The following is a 20,131-nucleotide window of genomic DNA, read 5'->3' on the forward strand; positions in this document are numbered from 1 at the left end:
CACACCGATTCCAATTCTTCTCTTGCGAAGGCCGTCATCGCTTGCCCCTCCTGAGCGAACTCAATGGCGGCATTGTGCGATTGCCTTTACGCGAACTCTATAACGCCCATGGCTTACCGCTTACGTTGTGAAGTCCGGAGAGTCATTCGAGGACGGGCCGAGTGCGGTGACCGTTGGCCTGGGATACGCCCCGACGATTCGATGCGATGTCGGTCTTGCCAAGACGGGTACGCAAGGGTGCGTATACCCAGAGGCACCGGCGATCATGACATCGGTCAAGACGGACAACCCCGACGTGGATGAGTCCGCGCTCCATATCAAGGAGGCACAAGCTGCCGGCCGACCGGGAAGATATGTACCCCCCTCGGACGGAAACATTAAGCCGGCATTCGGCTCCGCTGAGTTGACGCGTTTGAGGAATGAGCAAGCGCGGAAGAACAATAGAGCGGTTTCGAAGACCCAATGTATTGCTCAATACGGCAAGGTGAACGGGCTGTGCGATTTTACGGGCGATCCCGATGAAACGCCGACGAACTGCGATTGTGATGAATACCCTTTTGCCGCGACGAACCAAGGAGCCGACGGAAACGAATTCGCGGTGAAACGGATCGATGCTAGTGACAACCGCCGGGCTGGAGCACTGTTTGGATGCTTTCTTGCATCCCAACGAGTGCTGGATGGCGAGAAGTTTTATATAGACGTTGAGCCTCAGGGAACGAAGGGTACTGCGCCGGACGAGTGTGACATCCACAACAAATAGGGAGTACACGAGGCTGATCATGGCAGACCATTCATCATTTCCAGCGTGGCTTGGGCTCGTTTACGAGGGGTGCCGGCGAGCAATTCCGCGGGGGCTGCAAGCGGAGACCATCGCAACCGAAGAGGCGTATCTGCGGGTGACCGCTGAGCCGGTGACAGCGCCCGAGGACGTACCTCGATGGCCGATCTCATCGTGCCGCGGATACGCGATGCGTGCTAGCGACGGAAGCGCGGCCACACTGCGGCGCCCTGTTGTCTTTGAGCTCGATCAGGCGCACGGGAGCCTTGAGCGACGGGCCGACAGACCGGTAGTCCATTCGCTCTTACCCAACGAGGTTATCGAAGTCCACGCCCATAGCCCGTTGCCAAAAAACGCCGATACGGTTGTTTCGATTGAAGAGAACAAGCCTCCCACCGGTAGAGGCTTTCGCCAGGTTTGGCTGAGAGAACCTCCGTCTGCGGGGGCGCATATCCGTGCGCGCGGCAGCGAATTTGCAGCGGGCACTACCTTGCTTGGAAAAGGGCAGCGAATTACGGCGGAGCGTCAGGCACTCCTGATAGCGGCGGGAGTCCGCACGATCAAAGTTGCGAAGCGTCCGCGCATCGGTGTCGTGGTATCGAGCTATGAGCGCTGTGCGCCCGACGCAGCGCGCGAGTGCTGGCAAATTCCCGACTCATGCGGCGCATACGTGCGTGCCTTGCTCAAACAATGGGGCCACGATGTACCGGCGATCGAATTTATTGCGCCTCCTCAGAGGCCGAATCGGCATAGTGGCCCCACGAGGGAAGCGGAACTCGCGTATCAACAGCGCATCAGGGAACTCGCGGCGCGGTATGACCTCATCATCGGCAGTGGCCTGCTCGGAGTCGAGCCATACATCCGCATTGGGCTAAACGATCTGCAGATGTTCGGAGGCTGGCCCGACAATAAACTCGATCTCAAGCAGATTCGAGGGGAAACCGTCAATTTTGCACTCAGCGACGAGCGCTCTCCCAAGTGGACCGAGATGGTTGACGTTTGGGACGAGGCCGGCCGACTCGTGGGACGGTGCGGCATTGGCCATGTTGATCGAGCCACGCTCGTCAACCTGCCGGGCCAGCCTGGCACGGTTGCCATGCTGATGCATACAGTGGTGCGGCGCATTCTCGATCTGTACGAGCTTGTCGAAGTTTTCCCCTATAAATTCGTCGAATCGGCCGGTCCGCATTGGGAAATCGGTGAACTGGCTCGCGATGTCGAACGCGATCCGAAACTGAACGCGATGCTATGGGCGCGCATTGTTTGGGGCCCACGTGGCGAGCCGCTGATCGATCCGCTTTCCGATCAACGACCTCACCTCATTACACCGTTTATCGAAGCCGAAACCATCGCGGCGATCCCTGCAGGTGCGACGCGCCTTCTCGCAGGTAGTCGCATTCATTTTCTCCGGCTCGATGCCACGCGGCAGCCGGGCCAAGCCAATCGTGCGTTGCCCTCTCTAATCGAAGAGCCGCTACCCAAACAGGAGGAAAAGCAAGTGGAACTACAAATCGTAAGTCCGTCTTTGACGGTTTCCGAGTCCTGGTCTCGCCTCGATCCGTGGCTTGCGGACCATCCCGAAGAGATTCCGGGCGGGTTGAACGCCGGAGCAGGCGACGAGGACATACGGTCGCTCGAAGCAGCACTCGACATCGCGCTGCCGGAGGACTTTATCGAGAGCCTCAAAATCCACAATGGACAACCGCGGATCGCCGGCGATTTCTTCGACGGCGATAGTCTGCTATGCGGCCGGGACATCCTGAAAGCATGGAAGGTTTGGCACAAGCTCGTCGTGAGCGGTGACTTTGAGGATTGCAGTGCCGAGCCGGACGATGGCATCAAAGACGATTGGTACAACCTCAAATGGATTCCGTTTACGTCGAATGGTGCGGGAGACCATCTGTGTCTCGATTTCGATCCGGCTGAGGGCGGCACTGTTGGACAAGTCATCCGGGTCTGGCACGACGATGACCAGCGAACGCTCGTCGCTCGGAGCTTTCGCGAGTGGCTTCACCGTTTCGTAGTCGAGTATACGGACGACGAGCCCGAAGACTGACCTTGAAGGGCGGCGATGGGCCGCTCCTGTATTGCGCTGCCGAATCCGCCCGTCTGCCGGGGTAGCTTTCGGTCGCGGCTCACCGGATAATCGCGAATTACAGAAGACGAATTACAGCGATTGCCACCCCATGACCGCTCGATCCCCTACGACGCTGGAAGCCCTCGAATGGCGTTGGAAGTTTTTCTCGGACCTCACGCCGACCGAAGTCTATGACCTGCTCGCCGCCCGCAATGAAGTTTTCGTCGTCGAGCAAAACTGTGCCTATGGCGATGTCGACGGCCTGGACAAAAGCGCCTGGCATTTGCTCGCCTATGCGGCCAACGGCGAGCTGGCCGGCTACCTTCGCGTATTGCTGCCCGACGAAAACGAACCCGATGTCCGCATCGGGCGCGTGCTGACCACGGCGGGATTTCGCGGCATCGGACTCGGCAGTGCCATGCTCGAACGCGCACGAACGCATATCACCGCGCAGTGGCCCGGTATCGCCATCAGCCTTCATGCACAGGCGCATCTGCAAGCGTTTTACGGTGCCTTCGGTTTTAAACCGTCATCGGATATCCACGATGAAGACGGCATCCCTCACATCTGGATGCGTTCCGCCTAGCCTCCGGGCTCGAAGCGGGGCACGCTCTGCGGTGGCGACTTCACGTGTCCACGTGCGCGCTCTTCGATGAGCCGCGCACGGGCCGACAAACGCATCCAATGGCGCAGCGCAATCAGCGCGCCGAACACGCTCATCATCGAACCCGGAATCCAGAGCAGCAGCCCCCCGATCTGTTGATCGCGAATCGGGCTGAGCCAGGTAAATGCGCGGCCGCAGATCGAGTAAATCGGATACAGCTCGTGCGGCGTGAAGAAGATCAGTGCGCCGAGCACGATTTGCGGCGGGATTGCCGCGATGACGATGATGAGGCGCCGTCCCGCGGCAAGGCGTGCGGGCGGCGCGGGCCGTGGATCGAGCACGAGCCACCAGAAGAGCAACCCGTCGATGACCATGCTCCAATTCATGATTCGGTAAAGCCGCCAGTCGAGCATGGCTTTGAAATGAATCGGCGAAAAGAGCCAGAAATAGATCAGGCCCACGAAGAGCACGACTGCGACAACCGGATGAAATACGGTATCGAGCACCGCGCGCATCGGCTTCGTGCCCATCGCTGGATTGACGAAGCGCTGACGCCAGCGAAACGGAATGCCCGCACGTAGTGCCCCGCCCGGATACGACCATGCAATGAAGAACGGCCCGAGGTGATGCAGCACGAGATGCTGCAACCGGTGCATGAAAAACTCATGCTCAAAGTAATAGTCGAGTCGCGTATGCAGCGCGACATAAAGCGCAACGAGCCCGAACCAGAACGCGATGCGCCGCGGAACCGAAACGTGCGCGCGCCGTGCGCCACGCAAAAACAGTACCGCCGCACAGAGGATGGCGACCACGACCGTCGGCGACGGCTCCCAGGGTTCGAGCCAGTACAACAGATTCATCGTGTGCAGAGTTGGATGTCCGGCGTCCCGCTTACTGAGCCTGTCCAGGCGACTTCACGGCGAAAGGTGTGTCGAGCGTCGTGCCGTCGGAGAACTTCATGCGCAAATGCACCGTATCGCCGGGCGCGATCTTGCGCTTGGCCTCCTCGAGCATGAAGTGATAGCCGCCCGGTGCGATCTTCAATACGCCATGTGCGGGAACGGTTGCTTTCTCGACCATTTCCATTTGCGACGTCGATCCGTTCGACACCGTCTGATGAAGCATGACGCTACCGTAATCGGGGCTCGTCACGTGGTCCAGATCGAGGTCGACGGGTTTATCGCCGCTATTCGTCAGCGTCACATATCCGGCCGCCGGCAGCTTGTTCGGTAACCACCGCACCCACGCGTTGGAGGCATGCACGGTTTCGGCTGCCTCCGCCCCCGTTGCAAGGGTGAAAGCGAGCGATATCCCCAAAGCGGCAGCGCGAATGGAACGCAGCGTTGTCGTTCGTCGGTTCATAGCCATTGAGCTCCTGAGCAGATCGGAAATATCAAGCATCGCCTTCCACGATGCGGCGCAGGTCGTGCGCGATCGCGTCCGGCGAGTCGTGGTCGGTGGCAAGCAGCCGGGCATGGCCTTGCGCATCGAAAATATAGACGGCCGAGCTGTGCGTGACCTCGTAATTGCCTTTCGGATCGCGCTTTTCCATCTGGTAGGCGACGCGATAGCGCCTTGCGAGCGATTCGATCTGCCGGTCGCTGCCGGTCAGGCCTAGCGCATGTTGGGCATCGAATGCGCCGACATACTCGTGCAGCGCCTGCGGCGTGTCGCGGGCCGGATCGACCGAGATGAAAAGAATGCGGACCTGCGCGGCATCCTTCGGCGGAAGCTTCGCCAAGACCTGCATCAAACGCGCCATCGTCTCCGGGCAGACATCGGGGCAATGCGTGTAGCCGAAGTAAACGAGCGTCGTCTGCCCCTTGAAGGCAGATGCGTCGATGGGCTTGCCGTCGTCGCCGGTCAGTGAGAATTGCAGATCGGGCAAGTGCCCGCTGACATTCGTCAACTGCCACGGCGCCCCGCGCTCGGAGCATGCCGCCATGAGCAGGGCAAGCATCGCGGTCGCCGCGAGCCGCACTACGCGACGCAGCGACCGATTTCGCGATTGCACGGGAGAAAGCGATGAGGGCTGTGCCTCTAAAGGCGAACCGGCGGCAGGGGAATGGGGCGGCATCCGAGGCTCGAGAAATGCAGGCGGGCGAAGGCCGAGCACCGTCGCAAGCGCGTTCGACGCAGGGCGGGAAGCGCCTGCGACTATAGCGCAAAAGCCGTGCCGCTGCAGGCGGCGAAGCCGCGACGGGGCACGTCGAGACAATTTGTCGCAGAAAAATGCCGAGCCGTCTGTTTCACCGAGCGGTCATAGAACGGACGCGTTGCCGGGCAGTCTTGCGACCCATTTTCTCGAAATCGCCGGCAAGGCGCGGTAAGATGCCTCTACTTTTCCGGTTCGGGCGCCCCCGGCCGCTTTGCGAATCTTGCTGATGCAATCGTTACCGGCTTTCCTGTCTCCTGGTGAGACCGCGTTTTTCTTCGATTTCGACGGCACGCTCGTCGATCTCGCTTCCACGCCTGACGGCGTGATCGTTCCGCCCACGCTGCTCGATACGCTCGCCGAGCTCCGGTACCTCTCGCGGGGCGCCGTGGCTGTCGTCTCGGGGCGGGGAATCGAGAGTATCGACGGCTTTCTCGGCATGTTCGATTTGCCCGTGGCCGGGCTGCATGGCGCCGAACGGCGCGATGCGGCGGGCGACGTCGTGCGCCTCGGCTTCGACGATGCACGCCTCGTGCGCATGGAGCGCGTGCTTGCGGAACTCGTGACGCAACATCCCGGCATGCTGCTCGAAATCAAGGGTGCATCGCTCGCGCTGCACTACCGTAACGCGCCGCTTGCCGAGCCTGTCGCGCGCGAGGCAGCGGAGCGGCTCGTGGACGAGCACGCCGATGCTTATGTGCTGCAGCCGGGCAAGATGGTCTACGAGATCAAGCCGAAGAACGTCGATAAAGGCCGTGCGCTGGCTGCGTTTCTCGACGAGCCGCCTTTCGCGGGGCGCATGCCCATCTTCGCCGGCGACGATCTCACCGACGAAAAAGGCTTCGCCGTCGTGAATGCGCGCGGCGGTCTGTCGATCAAGGTCGGCGAGGGCGACACGTCGGCGCGTGCGCGAATCGAGTCGGTCGACGCGTTTCGGGCGTGGCTCGCTTCGCTCGTAGCAGCTTCACGCGGCAATTCATGAGTCGCCTGATCATCGTTTCGAACCGCGTCGCGCCGATTTCCGAGGGCGGCCCGGCTGCGGGCGGTCTTGCGGTCGGCGTCTATGACGCGCTCAAGGAGACCGGCGGCATGTGGTTCGGCTGGAGCGGCGAAGTGCTGTCGTCGGGGCAGCCGCAGATTCAGCTCGTCGAACAAGGGCCCGTCACGTTTGCCACCGTCGGGCTTTCAAGGCGCGATTACGATCAGTACTACCGCGGTTTTTCGAATGCGACGCTATGGCCCGCGTTCCACTATCGCGCGGACCTCGTGCATTACGATCGTCACGAGTTCGAAGGCTATCGGCGCGTGAATGCCTGGCTTGCGGGGCACCTCGTACCGCTGTTGCGCGACGACGATGTCATCTGGGTGCACGACTATCACCTGATTCCGTTCGCCGAAGCGTTGCGCGAGGCGGGCGTGAAGAACCGCATCGGCTTTTTTCTGCACATCCCGTTTCCCGCGGCCCAGGTCCTGCTGTCGGTGCCGCCTCATCGGGATCTCGTCAAAGCCCTGTGCGCATTCGATCTGCTCGGCTTTCAGACCGGGCCCGATCTGCGTGCGTTTTGCGACTACATCGTGCACGAAGCCGCAGGGCAGGTGGACGACGCGGATGGCACGCGGCCGGCATCGATCCGCGCCTTCGGCCGGTCGCTGCGCGCGGCCGCCTATCCGATCGGCGTCTATCCCGATGAAATCGCGCAATTGGCGAAGGCTGGGGCGCGCGGCAAACCGGTGCGCACGATGAAAGCCACGCTGCACGATCGTCAACTGATCATGAGCGTCGACCGGCTCGATTATTCGAAAGGTCTCGTCGAACGGTTCCGCGCATTCGAGCGTCTGCTCGATCGCTCGCCGGCATTCCGCAACCGGGTGTCGTTCGTGCAGATCGCCCCGCCGACGCGGGCCGATATGCACGCCTATCAGGACATTCGCCTGCGGCTCGAAGCGGAGTCGGGCCGGATCAACGGGCGTTTCGCGGAGTTCGATTGGACGCCGATCCGCTACATCCATCGGCAGTACGAACGTCAGGTGCTCGCGGCGCTCTTCCGCCAGTCGCATGTCGGCTATGTGACGCCGCTGCGCGATGGGATGAATCTGGTGGCGAAGGAATACGTTTCGGCGCAAGACCCCGACGATCCCGGTGTGCTGGTTCTGTCGCAATTCGCCGGCGCCGCGCAAGAGCTCACCGCCGCGCTGATCGTCAATCCGATGGATGTGGATGGAATGGCCGACGCGCTCGGCGAGGCGCTCGCCATGCCGCTCGCGGAGCGCCGTGCGCGCTATCGCGACATGATCGCCCAGTTGCGCGACAACAATGTCTCGGTCTGGCGCGACAATTTTCTGCGCGATCTCAACCGGGGCGCGGCCGACAAGCCACGGGCCGTGCGGCCGCGAGCGGCGCGCAAGGCGGTGGCGGCCTGAACCGGGCAGGCTGCCGGCTCGCGTTCCTGTTTCGCTTCAGGCCGGCGCATCGATGCGCTATGCAACGTGCTCGCCGAGTTTGCGTCCGCCCGGATGCAGCACCACGCCCTTGCCGTGCTGCTTCGCTAGCAGGTCGCGATAGATGCCGGGGCGGTTGCGCAGCTCTTCGGGCGAGCCATCGTCGATGACCTTGCCGGCACTCATCACGATGATCCTGTCGAAGTTCTGCAGAGTCGAAAGCCGGTGCGCGATCGCAATCACCGTGCGCCCGACCATGAGCCGGTCGAGGGCTTGTTGAATCGCTTCTTCGGAGGCACTGTCGAGTGCCGAAGTGGCTTCGTCGAGCAGCAGGATCGGCGCGTTTTTGAGGATGGCGCGTGCGATCGCGATCCGTTGCCGCTGACCGCCGGACAGCTTGACGCCGCGATCGCCGACGATCGTATCGAAGCCGTCGGGCATCGCCTCGATGAAGTCCGTGCAGCGCGCCTCGCGCGCGGCCGCGCGGACCTCATCGGGCGTGGCGTCGGGGCGGCCGTAGGCGATGTTTTCATAGACGGTTCTATGAAAGAGCGCAATGTCTTGCGGCACGAGGGCAATGGCATGACGCAGGCTTTCCTGCGTGACCGAAGCGATGTCCTGCCCGTCGATCTCGATCGATCCGCCCTGTGTCTCGTAAAAGCGCTGCAATAGCGCGAGCACCGTCGATTTGCCTGCGCCCGACTTGCCGACCAACCCGACGCGCTGACCTGCCGCGATATGCAGATCGAAGTGATCGAGAATCGGGCGCCGCCGCGGGTAGGCGAACGTCACGCCTTCGAAGTCGACGCTGCCGCCGGTCGAGCGCAATGGTACCGCATCCTCTCGATCGGGCATGCCGTGCGGCTCCAATAGCGTTTTGACGGCTTCGGCCAGCCGCGCAATGTGCTGGGTCACGTCGACGAGCGCGACGGCCAGATCGCGCGTGCCGTGCAGAATCGTGAAACCGAGCGAACTCACGAGCACGATGTCGCCCGAGGTGGCGCGGCCCTGATTCCAGAGCCAAAGCGCCCAGCCAAGCAGGCCGGCCGAGAGCAGCGCGGTGACGCCCGCATGTAGCAGCCGCAGCCGTTCGAGATAGAGCAACGATTCCTGACGAGCGGCCATCTCGGCTTGCACGGTGGCGCCGAAGCGTTTTTGCTCGCGCAGCGTCATACCGAAAGCGCGCACGAGGCCCATGTTGCCGATGACATCGACGAGCTCGCCGTCGACTGCCGCTGCCTTGGCCGCGAATTGATGATGCCTCGACGAGCCGCGTCCCGCGAGCTTGAACAGCACGACGGACAGAATGGCCGAACAGAGCATCAGGCTGAGCGCCATGATCGGATTGACGGTGACGATCATCACGATCGCACCGAGCACGGCGATGCAAGGCGGCAATACGTTCCACGCCATCGTATTTTCGGACGTATAGACGGCGTTCGACGTCGCCGTGATGCGGCTCGCGAGCGTGCCGGGCTGCCGCTCGGCGTAGTAGGTGGGCGAATGGCCGCTCAGGTACTGGAACAGATCGCGCCGCAAGTCGCCGGTCACGTTGACGAACACGTGCGCCGCCACCCAGCCGCCGACGCGCCAGAGCAGATTGTCGGCGGCAATCAGCCCCACGAGAATCGCGAATGCGCCCCACAGCGCCCCCGGATGATTCCGGCCGGCCGCCAGCACGTCGATCAAATGTTTGATCGCATATTGCGAGGCGAGTGCGCAGCCGACAGCCGCGAACACACTCGTCAGCACGATCGCGTGCGCGAACGGATGACGGCGGATGTAGCTCATCAGGAAGGCGAGGGGCCGATCCGCGTAGCTCGAAAGCTTCGCATCGCGGGCGTTACGCTCGGCGACGGTCAAATGTTCCAATTGTTCGTGCGGTGTACGCAAAACGGATGAAGTCATGAAAAGGATAGTCTGCGGATGGCGCACCGCGAGCCAATATCGAGATGGTTTGGCAAGCCGCCATTGTAAACATCCGCGTAATCATGGGTGGTTCGGACGGGCGCCTCGATGCAAGCGTTGGATGGGCACAACGCACAACGAGGCGTTGCACGGCTCATGCCGGGCTTGTTGGGACCGCCACGTGCGGCGACGTCCGCTACGGAGATACGACTCAAATGGCGCCGGAATCGGTCAAGATTACCGGGTCGCCGAGGGGCTGCCCGTTTCACACGGGGCAGCGCGGGCCAATGCAACGCGTGCACAACCGCGCATGGGGCGCATCGACGCCCCGAAACGGGTTCGGCAGGACACAGACGCCCAGTGTAGGCGACGCTCGGCCCACCGGGATTGACAGAGTGTTTCTTGATTGTAACAATGTAAAATTTCTGAAAGCCTTTACGGTGCTGCAGTGCAGCGGCGGGATAATTCCGCTACGGGTAAGCCCCTAGAAATTCCTGCCGACCCGGTCAACGGTTACGGACGCGGTGCGTTAACCCGTCCAGAGCTCCGCGCTCGCGGCGTGCCGGCGGATCGACCCGGGCGCTGCGGAAATGGAGTCCGTGAGTGCTTCCAGAAGGAAGACCACAGTCAGGCGAACCACCGCAGGTCTGAACAAGAAATGAGCGTAGCGGTTGAGCGGCAATTGCCGGCCGTTCGCGTCGCAAGCGGGCGATTCGCTTCCAAGAAACAGCAGTCTTTTTTGCCTGAATTTTTATTAGGAGTTCATCACTATGCGGATCGCTCAAATCGCTCCTTTGCATGAGGCGGTTCCCCCGAAACTGTATGGCGGGACGGAACGCGTGGTGTCTTATTTGACTGAAGCGCTGGTCGAGCTCGGGCATGATGTGACGCTGTTCGCGAGCGGCGATTCCCAGACATCGGCGAAGCTCGAGGCGTTCTGGCCGCAGGCACTGCGGCTCGACCCGTCGATCCGAGACACGATGGCTCCGCACATGCTGCTGCTCGAGGAAGTGCGCCGCCGGGCGCAGGATTTCGACGTACTGCATTTCCATATCGACTACTACCCGTTCTCGCTGTTCTCGCGCCAGCCCACGCCGCACCTGACGACGCTGCATGGCCGCCTCGATTTGCCGGAACTGCAGCCGATCTTCAATACGTTCAACGACGTGCCGGTGGTGTCGATTTCCGATAACCAGCGTACGCCGCTGTCGCAGGCGCACTGGCTGTCCACCGTCTATCACGGGCTGCCCGAGAATCTGCTGACACCCCGCACCGACGTCAAGCCGAGCTATCTGGCGTTCCTCGGGCGGATCTCGCCCGAAAAGCGTGTCGATACGGCGATCCGCATCGCCGAAAAGGCGGGCATGCCGATCAAGATCGCGGCGAAGCTCGACAAGGCGGATCGTGCTTACTACGAAGAGCAGATCAAGCCGTTGATGTCGTTGCCGCACGTCGAGTACATCGGCGAAATCAGCGAGGCGGAAAAGGCCGAGTTCCTCGGCGGCGCGCATGCGCTGCTGTTCCCGATCGACTGGCCGGAGCCGTTCGGCCTCGTCATGATCGAATCGATGGCTTGCGGCACGCCCGTGATCGCGTTCAAGCGCGGCTCGGTACCCGAAGTCATCGAAAACGGCGTGTCGGGGTTCGTGGTCGAGGACGAGTTGTCGGCTGTCGCTGCCGTCAACCGCCTGCATACGCTGCCGCGCGAAACGGTACGCAAGGCTTTCGAGCAGCGCTTTACGTCGAAGGTAATGGCGCAGAACTACATCGCGTCGTACGAGACTCTTTTGCACCGCAAGCGCCGCGCCGTTCTGCGCGAAGTCGCGGCCGGCTGAGTGCCGGACGTGCCGGGTCGCTGGCGCGATCGGCGCCGGGGCCCGAGTGCTGGTGTGCCACGCCCCGTCTGCCCCGCGGCAGGTGGGGCGTTTGTTTTTTGCGCGAGAGATCGCACGGTCGGTGCTGCGCTGCAGAGCGTTTCGGGCATGTGCCGCGCGGCTTCCTATAATGGCGCTGCCACAGCGCGTGGCAGTCATGAGACAGACCCTGTGCCGCCCGTTCCGAGGAGGATGAGTTGACGAGACCGAACCGTTCGCGGGAGAACCCGGCGCCAGGCGCCGGAACGGTCTTTGCGCTGCGCGCGATCGGGCTCGTCCTGCTGGCGCGATGGTTGTTTTCGATGGCCCAGATGGGTTATGGCGCCGCTTTTTCGGCGATGAGCTCTTCGCCTTGGGCATCTGTCAACGTTGTCTTTTTGTTTTTGTTGATCGTCCTGCCCGGAGCGCGGGCTCGTGCCGAACGGCCGTTTCATCCGTTGCCGCAACGGTTGCGGCAGGCTCTTCGGCTCTTTTCCCTGCTCGGGCTCGCCTTTGCGATCTGGTCCATCGGTTTTTTTGCGTGGCAGGCGGGCTGGCGTGACACGGTGTATGCCGTGACCGAGACCAACGGGTGGCTCGTCGTCGGGCCCGCGCTGTATGCAGCCGTGCTCTGGATTTGCCGGCCGCGCGCGCTTTGGCGCACGAATGTCGCCGCACGGCGTTTTGCGATCGGGCGCTATGCGATCGCACTCGATGTTGCTGCGCAGACCGCTGTCGTCTGGATCGAGAGCCGCAAGCTCGGTCAGTACGATATGCGGGAGCTTTCCGTGAAGTGGTCCCCAAGCGGAGCCATCGAAGCCGCTCATCCGCTCGTGAACGACCCACCGGCCGCGCGTCGCGGGCCCGCTCCGGCGGCGCGCCTGCCGCAGGGGGGCGGCCAGGCACGCCGCTCGCACGTCGAATTGATATGGGATTCTCCCGCCGCGGCCGGGCACAATCGGCAGACCGTACTGCGTGCCGCGCTGGTCAAGCCAAGCGATCGCGCCGCCGCGCGTGCGCTCGATGCGGCACTCGAGCAAGCGAAGGCGTAGCGGCAAGAGGATGCCTGGCATCAACTCGACGCATGGCGAGGAGGGCATGATGAAGCACGGTCGAATCGGTGTGGCGTGGGCGTACGACCCGCCGGGCGACGACGACGGTGTGCGTTATCTCGTCGATCGGGTCTGGCCGCGCGGCATCAGAAAGGATGCTCTGCGCATCGAACAATGGCTTCGCGATGTCGCGCCGAGCAATGAGCTGAGACGATGGTTCGGCCACGATCCCCAGCGTTGGGATGCGTTCATCGAGCGATACCGCGCCGAACTCGATGCGAACCGAGCGGCATGGGAGCCGCTGCTCGAAGCGGCGTCACACGGCCCGGTCACACTCGTCTATGGCGCCCGCGATCCGGAGCATAATCAGGCCGTCGCGCTGCGCGACTATCTCGAGCGCAAGCTCTCGCACCGCCGATAACCGCAAACGACGTAGCCGTTCGATCGAGTTCGATGTCCTCCCGCTCCTCCTCTCGTCTGTCCGCATTGTTGACCGAAATCCGCGCGTGCCGCGCTTGCGAGTCGCATCTGCCGCTCGGCCCCCGGCCCGTGTTGCAGGTTGGCCGCGCCGCACGGGTGCTCGTCGTCGGCCAGGCCCCCGGCTCGCGCGTGCATGCCACGGGCATACCGTGGAATGACCGCAGCGGCGAGCGCCTGCGCGAGTGGATGGGTGTCGAGCCCGCGCTTTTTTACGATGAGCGACGCATCGCGCTGCTTCCAATGGCGTATTGCTACCCGGGGCGCGGCGCATCGGGCGATTTGCCGCCGCGTCGCGAGTGTGCGGCACTGTGGCTAGACCGGGTGTTGGCCGAACTGCCCCATATCGAGCTGACACTGCTTATCGGCACCTATGCGCAGCAGCATTTTCTACGGAGCGACCGGCGCGCGACGCTGACGGAAACCGTCGCGGCATGGCGCGACTACGGTCCTGCACGGCTGCCGCTGCCGCACCCGTCGCCGCGTAACCAAGGTTGGTTCAAGCATCATCCGTGGTTCGAGCGCGAGCTCGTGCCGGTGCTGCGCGAGCGCGTGGCGCGGGCATTGGGAAACGCGGGCTGATTCCCCCGTTTCGCCGCGTCGCCGAAAGTGCTCCATTAGCCGTATTGCGCGAGCAATCTTCGCCAGCACGTATTGGCCCCACGGCGCCCCGGAACAAACGAAGAAACGTCGCGCGCGGGTGCAACGCACGGCCGCGCACGGGACTATCATTGCACCCCTGACCGCCGCTTGTCTCGCAATGGCGGGCGACGACATCGAATTGAAGCGCAGCACGCGCGTATAGAGGGACCGTTCCATGACTTTCGGAGTGATCCGCATTCGCGGAGCTCGTCAGCACAATCTCAAAAACATCGATCTCGATTTGCGTACGGGGGAAATGACCGTTGTCACCGGGCCATCGGGATCGGGCAAGTCGAGCCTGGTGTTCGACACCCTTTACGCCGAGGGGCAGCGCCGTTACGTGGAAACGTTCAGCGCTTATGCACGCCAGTTTCTCGACCGCATGGACCGCCCGCAGGTGGACCGGGTAGACGGCGTGCCGCCGGCGATTGCCATCGACCAGACGAATCCGGTGCGCAGTTCGCGTTCGACAGTCGGCACGATGACCGAGCTCAACGATCATCTGAAACTGCTGTATGCGCGAGCGGCACAACTTTTCGACAAAGTGACGGCGCAACCGGTGCGTCACGATACGCCCGAGACCATCTACGCCGAACTGCTCGAGCGCACCGTCCAGGACAACCCGCGCGTAGTCGTCACGTTCCCCGTCGAGTTGCCCGAAAGCGCGAGTGCCGAAGAGATCGGCGAGTGGCTGTCCGCGAGCGGCTATACGCGTGTGCAGGCCGAGCGTGAGCAGCAAACGAGCGGCGGCGCGCGCAAAGTGCTCGATGTCGTGGCCGACCGGTTCCGTATTAATGGAACCGAGAAGGTACGTGTGGTCGAGGCGATCGAAGCGTCGCTCAAGCGCGGTGCAGGTCGAGTGAACGTCTACGTGCTGCCGGAGGGTGCAGGGCGCTCCGAACAACCGGACCGTAGCGGGACGGCGGGTGCGGCTGACGATGTCGCTGCGCCGCTCATCTGGCGGTTTTCGACGGGACTGCACTGCCCGGACAGCGATTTGCGTTATGCGGATCCCCAGCCCGGATTGTTCTCGTTCAACTCGGCGTACGGCGCGTGCGAGGTTTGCCGCGGCTTTGGCCGCGTCATCGGCGTGGATCTCGGGCTCGTCATTCCCGATGCGCGCAAGACGCTCGCGGGCGGGGCGGTCAAACCGATGCAGACGCCGGCCTGGAAGGAGTGCCAGGACGACCTGATGCGTTACGCCGCACGCGCGCGTGTTCGCACGAACGTGCCGTGGTCGGAGCTTACCGAGGCCGAGCGCGAGTGGGTCATCGAAGGCTCCCCGGATTGGGACGGCGCGTGGCAGCGTCATTGGTACGGCGTGCGCCGGTTTTTCGGCTATCTGGAATCGAAAGCCTACAAGATGCACATCCGGGTGCTGCTGTCGAAGTATCGCAGCTATACCCCCTGCGAGGCCTGCGGCGGCGCGCGGCTGAAGACCGAATCGCTGCTGTGGCGGCTCGGCACCAAGGAAAACGCGGATGCGGTGCTTGCGCCGGAGTTGCGGTTCATGCCGAACGGTACGGCATGGACGCCGGCGCAATTACACGCGTTACCGGGACTGACCGTGCACGATGTGATGCTGTTGCCGATCTCGCGCATCCGCCAGTTCTTCGACACGCTGAGCTTGCCGAGCGCGTTGCTCGACGATGCGCTCAAGCTTCTGATCGCCGAAGTGCGCACGCGGCTGAAGTACCTCTGCGATGTGGGGCTCGGCTATCTGACGCTCGACCGGCAAAGCCGCACGCTTTCGGGCGGCGAGGTGCAGCGGATCAATCTGACGACCGCACTCGGGACGTCGCTCACGAAGACGCTGTTCGTCCTCGACGAGCCGAGCATCGGCCTGCATCCGCGCGATTTGAATCGTATCGTCGAAGCAATGCGGCGTTTGCGCGATGCCGGCAATACGCTCGTCGTCGTCGAGCACGATCCATCGGTGATGCTCGCGGCCGACCGACTCATCGACATGGGACCCGGGCCCGGTGAGCGCGGCGGCACGATCGTCTATGACGGCGCGCCTGACGACATCCGCACCGCGCCGACGCTGACAGGCGACTATCTCGGTTCGCGGCGGCACGTCGCCGATGCGACGCATTGGGCTGCGCGGCCCGTCGATGCATCGACGCCGCGGCTCATGCTCGCCGGCGCGTGCGAGCACAACCTGCGCGACGTGACCGTGGAGATTCCGCTTGCACGACTCGTTTGCGTAACGGGCGTCTCCGGTTCGGGCAAGTCGACGCTGATCCAGGACGTGCTTTATCCCGCACTCGCGCGCCAACTGGGCAAAGCCACCGAGACGCCGGGGGCGCACCGGGCACTGAGCGGCGCCGAATGGATCGCCGATGCGGTGTTCGTCGATCAATCGCCGATCGGCAAGACCGCGCGCTCCAATCCGGCGAGTTACGTCGGCGCCTTCGACGAAATCCGCAAGCTGTTTGCGAAGGCACCGCTGGCGCTGCAGCGCGGCTATACGGCGGGGACGTTCAGCTTCAATTCGGGCGACGGCCGATGCCCGACGTGCGGCGGCTCGGGCTTCGAGCACATCGAGATGCAGTTTCTCTCGGACGTCTATCTGCGATGCCCCGACTGCGACGGCCGCCGCTATCGGGCCGAAGTACTCGAGGTGAAGCTCGAGCGCGGTGCGCGTGCGCTGTCGATTGCCGACGTGCTGGAACTGACCGTGAGCGAGGCCGTTGCGTGGTTCGCGAACGATGCGGACGTCTTGCGCGTGCTGGAGCCGATAGTCGATGTCGGGCTCGAGTACGTGAAGCTGGGGCAGCCGGTGCCGACGCTGTCGGGCGGCGAGGCACAGCGGCTCAAGCTCGCCGGATTTCTGGCGGAGACCGCAGCCAAGCCCGGCGCCGAGCCGGCGCCGGGCGGGCGGCTTTTCATGTTCGACGAGCCCACCACCGGTCTGCATTTCGACGATATCGCCAAGCTCATGCGCGCATTCGGCAAATTGCTCGCGCGCGGGCATTCGCTGCTCGTCATCGAGCACAATCTGGATGTCGTGCGCGCCGCGGACTGGATCGTCGATCTCGGCCCCGAGGGCGGTGACGGGGGCGGGCAGATCGTCGTGGCGGGCACCGTAGATGACGTGAAGGCATGCGCAGCGTCCCATACGGGGCAAGCGCTGCTTCAATACGATGACGCGTTGAGCGAGATGGCGCACACATCGGCCGATGTCGAAGCCGGCGTGCCGCTTCAGACCGCATTGACAGCGGCGCGGGCAAGGCAGCCTGTCGCGGGCGACGACGCCATTCGCATCGTCAACGCACGCGAGCACAACCTCAAATCGCTCGACGTCGACATTCCGCACGGCAAGTTCAGTGTGGTGACGGGCGTATCCGGCTCGGGCAAGTCGACGCTGGCCTTCGACATCCTTTTTCACGAGGGGCAGCGCCGCTATCTGGAGTCGCTGAACGCCTATGCGCGCTCGATCGTTCAGCCCGCCGGCCGGCCCGAGGTGGATGCGGTGTATGGCATCCCGCCGACGGTTGCGATCGAGCAGCGCCTGTCTCGCGGGGGCCGCAAGAGCACGGTGGCAACGACCTCCGAAGTCTGGCATTTCTTGCGCCTGTTGTACGTCAAGCTCGGCGTGCAGCATTGCGTGCACGACGGTGCTGCCGTCACGCCGCAAAGCGTCGAGTCGATCGCCGCGCAGTTGCTGCGCGATTATGCCGGCCAACATGTCGGCTTGCTGGCACCGCTCGTAGTGAATCGCAAGGGCGTTTATACCGATCTCGCCAAGTGGGCAAAGGCGCGCGGCCATACGCATCTGCGTGTGGACGGCCAGTTCGTTGCTGTCGATCCATGGCCGAGGCTCGAACGGTTTCGCGAACATACGATCGAGTTGCCGGTGGCGGACCTCGTGATTTCCGCCGACCGCGAGAGCGAGCTGCGCCGCGCGCTCGATCAAGCGCTGGAGCTCGGTAAAGGCGTCATGCATCTGCTGGCACCGCTCGACGGGCTTGCCGATACCCTGGCCCAGGGGGGCGAGCATGCGCATCTCGGCGAACTCGACGTGCTGTCGGTCAAGCGGGCCTGTCCGGTCTGTGCAACGAGCTATCCCGAACTCGATCCGCGCATGTTTTCGTACAACAGCAAGCATGGCTGGTGTGAAACCTGCGTCGGAACCGGACTTGCGCTGACACGCGAGCAGCGTGCCGCGTTCGACGATACCGCATTTGCCGACGACGGCCGCGGCCGAGAGCAGAGCTTGCCGAGCGAAGAGCTCGAACCCGAGGACATTGGCGATACACCTTGCCCCGATTGCGGTGGCACACGTCTGAACGCGGTCGCGCGGGCCGTGACGTTCGATTCGCATTCGATCGTCGACATCGGCCGGTGGACCGTCACCGAGACGCGTCGCTGGATCGATTCGCTCGAGCTCGCGGGGCGCGATGCGCAGATCGCGCGCGACGTCGTCAGCGAAATCGCGAGCCGCCTGCAGTTTCTCGAAGAAGTGGGGCTCGGCTATCTGAGCCTCGATCGTGCGGCACCGAGCTTGTCGGGCGGCGAGGCGCAGCGCATTCGTCTTGCCGCGCAACTCGGCAGCAATCTGCAGGGCGTGTGCTACGTGCTCGACGAACCGACCATCGGCCTGCATCCACGCGACAACCGGATCTTGCTCGATGCCTTGCGTCAGTTGGGCGACAAGGGCAACACGCTTGTCGTCGTCGAGCACGACGAAGACACGATCCGGCGAGCCGATCACATCATCGACATCGGCCCAGGTGCCGGCAAGCGCGGTGGCCGGCTCGTGGCCGAAGGCGGGGTGAGCGATCTCGCCACGCACCCGGAGTCGCTGACGGGTCAGTTCCTCGCGCATCCGATCGTTCATCCGCTGCAACCGCGCCGCCCGGTGCATCCGTTACGTCGTGCGGGCAACGGCAAAACGAAAACGGGCATGGGTACGGGTACGAAGGCGACGACGGCCGATCTCTCGTCATCCAGTTCCCCCGAACGCTGGCTGACCGTTCACGGCGCGCACCTTCACAACCTGCGCGATATCACGGTCGACGTTCCGCTTGCGCGCCTCGTGGCCGTCACGGGCGTATCCGGCTCGGGCAAATCGACACTGGCGCGCGATGTGTTGATGACGAATCTGCTCGACGCGGTCGGCCGCTCGGTGCTTTCGTCGCCCGCGGTGCGCCGCGCGCGACGTGCCGCGCCGAGCGCCACGCCACGCCGAACGGGGCGCGCTGCGAGCGCAACGGACGCGCCCGCACGGATCCACGTCGAACATCGCTGGCAGGGTTGCCGAGCGGTGACAGGCTTTGAAGCTATCGACCGTGTGCTCGAAGTCGATCAGACACCGATCGGCAAAACGCCGCGCTCGTGCCCCGCAACGTACATTGGCGTCTGGGACACGATTCGCAAGCTCTTCGCCGATACGCTAGAGGCGCGGGCGCGTGGCTATGCGGCTTCGCGTTTTTCGTTCAACACCGGCGATGGGCGTTGTCCCGCATGCGAAGGGCAGGGCGTGCGAACCATCGGCATGAGCTTTTTGCCCGACGTCAAAGTGCCCTGCGATGTTTGCCATGGGCAACGCTTCAACCCCGAAACGCTAGCCGTGACGTGGCGCGGCCGCAATATCGGCGAAGTGCTGACGATGGAGATCGATGAGGCGGTCGAGTTCTTTTCGGCCATGCCGAGCATCGCGCACCCGCTGCAACTGATGAAGGATGTCGGGCTCGGCTACTTGACGCTGGGCCAGCCCTCGCCGACGCTATCCGGAGGCGAAGCGCAGCGCATCAAGCTGGTGACGGAGCTTGCCAAGGTGCGCGATGACGTGACGCGGCGCGGACAGAAGGCGCCGCATACGCTTTACGTGCTCGACGAGCCGACGGTCGGTTTGCACATGGCCGATGTCGCGCGGCTCATTCGCGTGCTGCATCGGCTGGTCGATGCGGGGCATAGCGTCGTTGTCATCGAGCACGATCTCGACGTGATCGCGGAGGCCGACTGGATCGTGGACCTCGGTCCGGAGGGCGGTGCGGGTGGCGGCACTGTCGTCGCCGCGACCGATCCCGAATCGCTCGTACGGGTGCCGGAAAGCCATACCGGGGCGGCGCTGGCCCCGGTTCTCGCGCGCAGCGAACGCGCACCGCAACCGGCGCATGTCGCATAGGCGCCGGGCTTCG

The 20,131-nt window shown here is 63.5% G+C and carries 14 protein-coding genes; 10 read left to right on the plus strand and 4 right to left on the minus strand.

The window, feature by feature from the left end; all coding sequences use genetic code 11:
• Positions 1-265: 265 nt before the first annotated feature.
• The 3 genes from GWC77_RS23290 to GWC77_RS23300 all read left to right on the plus strand — a co-directional run bounded on the left by GWC77_RS23290 (position 266) and on the right by GWC77_RS23300 (position 3,441).
• Positions 266-760: a NucA/NucB deoxyribonuclease domain-containing protein gene (locus GWC77_RS23290; RefSeq protein WP_254367113.1), complete on the plus strand. Its 495-nt coding sequence runs from the start codon at positions 266-268 to the stop codon at positions 758-760.
• Positions 761-779: 19 nt separating this feature from the next.
• Positions 780-2,834, plus strand: a complete 2,055-nt coding sequence (locus tag GWC77_RS23295) for an SMI1/KNR4 family protein (RefSeq protein WP_173260751.1) — start codon at positions 780-782, stop codon at positions 2,832-2,834.
• Between the two features lie 130 nt (positions 2,835-2,964).
• The gene (locus GWC77_RS23300) at positions 2,965-3,441 is read left to right on the plus strand and encodes a GNAT family N-acetyltransferase (protein ID WP_173260753.1); all 477 of its coding nucleotides are present in this window, start codon (positions 2,965-2,967) and stop codon (positions 3,439-3,441) included.
• On the opposite strand, the gene GWC77_RS23305 is transcribed toward GWC77_RS23300, so the two are convergent.
• Genes GWC77_RS23305 through GWC77_RS23315 form a run of 3 tightly spaced genes read right to left on the minus strand, consistent with a single transcriptional unit; the run spans position 3,438 to position 5,419 of the window.
• Positions 3,438-4,319 (minus strand): cytochrome c oxidase assembly protein, encoded by an 882-nt coding sequence (locus GWC77_RS23305; RefSeq protein WP_173260755.1) that lies wholly within the window; start codon positions 4,317-4,319, stop codon positions 3,438-3,440. The two genes, GWC77_RS23300 and GWC77_RS23305, sit on opposite strands and share 4 nt — an antisense overlap.
• Before the next feature lie 31 nt (positions 4,320-4,350).
• Positions 4,351-4,821 carry a copper chaperone PCu(A)C gene (locus tag GWC77_RS23310; RefSeq protein ID WP_173260757.1) on the minus strand — a complete coding sequence of 157 codons (471 nt, stop codon included), beginning with the start codon at positions 4,819-4,821 and terminating at the stop codon, positions 4,351-4,353.
• Between the two features lie 31 nt (positions 4,822-4,852).
• The gene (locus tag GWC77_RS23315) at positions 4,853-5,419 is read right to left on the minus strand and encodes an SCO family protein (RefSeq protein WP_254367115.1); all 567 of its coding nucleotides are present in this window, start codon (positions 5,417-5,419) and stop codon (positions 4,853-4,855) included.
• Between the two features lie 424 nt (positions 5,420-5,843).
• Between GWC77_RS23315 and otsB the strand changes: the two genes are divergently transcribed.
• The gene (gene otsB, locus GWC77_RS23320) at positions 5,844-6,596 is read left to right on the plus strand and encodes a trehalose-phosphatase (RefSeq protein ID WP_173260761.1); all 753 of its coding nucleotides are present in this window, start codon (positions 5,844-5,846) and stop codon (positions 6,594-6,596) included.
• Complete coding sequence (otsA, locus tag GWC77_RS23325; RefSeq protein WP_173260764.1) at positions 6,593-8,035, plus strand: alpha,alpha-trehalose-phosphate synthase (UDP-forming); 1,443 nt, start codon at positions 6,593-6,595, stop codon at positions 8,033-8,035. The genes otsB and otsA overlap by 4 nt, the downstream gene beginning before the upstream one ends.
• A 57-nt stretch (positions 8,036-8,092) precedes the next feature.
• Here the strand turns inward: otsA and GWC77_RS23330 are convergent, their stop codons facing one another.
• Positions 8,093-9,961: an ABC transporter ATP-binding protein gene (locus tag GWC77_RS23330; protein WP_173260765.1), complete on the minus strand. Its 1,869-nt coding sequence runs from the start codon at positions 9,959-9,961 to the stop codon at positions 8,093-8,095.
• 770 nt (positions 9,962-10,731) lie between these two features.
• Here GWC77_RS23330 and GWC77_RS23335 point away from each other — a divergent pair.
• The 5 genes from GWC77_RS23335 (at position 10,732) to uvrA (ending at position 20,118) form a co-directional block, all read left to right on the plus strand.
• A complete protein-coding gene (locus tag GWC77_RS23335; RefSeq protein WP_173260767.1) occupies positions 10,732-11,796 on the plus strand; it encodes a glycosyltransferase family 4 protein in 1,065 nt (354 codons plus the stop codon).
• A gap of 236 nt (positions 11,797-12,032) precedes the next feature.
• The gene (locus tag GWC77_RS23340) at positions 12,033-12,866 is read left to right on the plus strand and encodes a hypothetical protein (protein WP_173260768.1); all 834 of its coding nucleotides are present in this window, start codon (positions 12,033-12,035) and stop codon (positions 12,864-12,866) included.
• Between the two features lie 49 nt (positions 12,867-12,915).
• Positions 12,916-13,287, plus strand: a complete 372-nt coding sequence (locus GWC77_RS23345; protein ID WP_173260783.1) for a DUF488 domain-containing protein — start codon at positions 12,916-12,918, stop codon at positions 13,285-13,287.
• 32 nt (positions 13,288-13,319) lie between these two features.
• Positions 13,320-13,925, plus strand: coding sequence for a uracil-DNA glycosylase family protein (locus tag GWC77_RS23350; protein ID WP_173260769.1), 606 nt, complete (start codon positions 13,320-13,322; stop codon positions 13,923-13,925).
• Between the two features lie 235 nt (positions 13,926-14,160).
• The gene (gene uvrA / locus GWC77_RS23355; RefSeq protein WP_173260770.1) at positions 14,161-20,118 is read left to right on the plus strand and encodes an excinuclease ABC subunit UvrA; all 5,958 of its coding nucleotides are present in this window, start codon (positions 14,161-14,163) and stop codon (positions 20,116-20,118) included.
• Positions 20,119-20,131 lie beyond the last annotated feature (13 nt).

This window comes from Paraburkholderia sp. NMBU_R16 (assembly GCF_013282575.1).
Taxonomy (GTDB): Bacteria; Pseudomonadota; Gammaproteobacteria; order Burkholderiales; family Burkholderiaceae; genus Trinickia.

Bases quoted from the DNA above. Each gene is read 5' to 3' on its own strand.
- GWC77_RS23290 (WP_254367113.1), top strand. From the start codon at position 266: ATGACATCGGTCAAGACGGACAACCCCGACGTGGATGAGTCCGCGCTC.
- GWC77_RS23295 (WP_173260751.1), top strand. From the start codon at position 780: ATGGCAGACCATTCATCATTTCCAGCGTGGCTTGGGCTCGTTTACGAG.
- GWC77_RS23300 (WP_173260753.1), top strand. From the start codon at position 2,965: ATGACCGCTCGATCCCCTACGACGCTGGAAGCCCTCGAATGGCGTTGG.
- GWC77_RS23305 (WP_173260755.1), bottom strand. From the start codon at position 4,319: ATGAATCTGTTGTACTGGCTCGAACCCTGGGAGCCGTCGCCGACGGTC.
- GWC77_RS23310 (WP_173260757.1), bottom strand. From the start codon at position 4,821: ATGAACCGACGAACGACAACGCTGCGTTCCATTCGCGCTGCCGCTTTG.
- GWC77_RS23315 (WP_254367115.1), bottom strand. From the start codon at position 5,419: ATGCTTGCCCTGCTCATGGCGGCATGCTCCGAGCGCGGGGCGCCGTGG.
- otsB (WP_173260761.1), top strand. From the start codon at position 5,844: ATGCAATCGTTACCGGCTTTCCTGTCTCCTGGTGAGACCGCGTTTTTC.
- otsA (WP_173260764.1), top strand. From the start codon at position 6,593: ATGAGTCGCCTGATCATCGTTTCGAACCGCGTCGCGCCGATTTCCGAG.
- GWC77_RS23330 (WP_173260765.1), bottom strand. From the start codon at position 9,961: ATGACTTCATCCGTTTTGCGTACACCGCACGAACAATTGGAACATTTG.
- GWC77_RS23335 (WP_173260767.1), top strand. From the start codon at position 10,732: ATGCGGATCGCTCAAATCGCTCCTTTGCATGAGGCGGTTCCCCCGAAA.
- GWC77_RS23345 (WP_173260783.1), top strand. From the start codon at position 12,916: ATGAAGCACGGTCGAATCGGTGTGGCGTGGGCGTACGACCCGCCGGGC.
- GWC77_RS23350 (WP_173260769.1), top strand. From the start codon at position 13,320: ATGTCCTCCCGCTCCTCCTCTCGTCTGTCCGCATTGTTGACCGAAATC.
- uvrA (WP_173260770.1), top strand. From the start codon at position 14,161: ATGACTTTCGGAGTGATCCGCATTCGCGGAGCTCGTCAGCACAATCTC.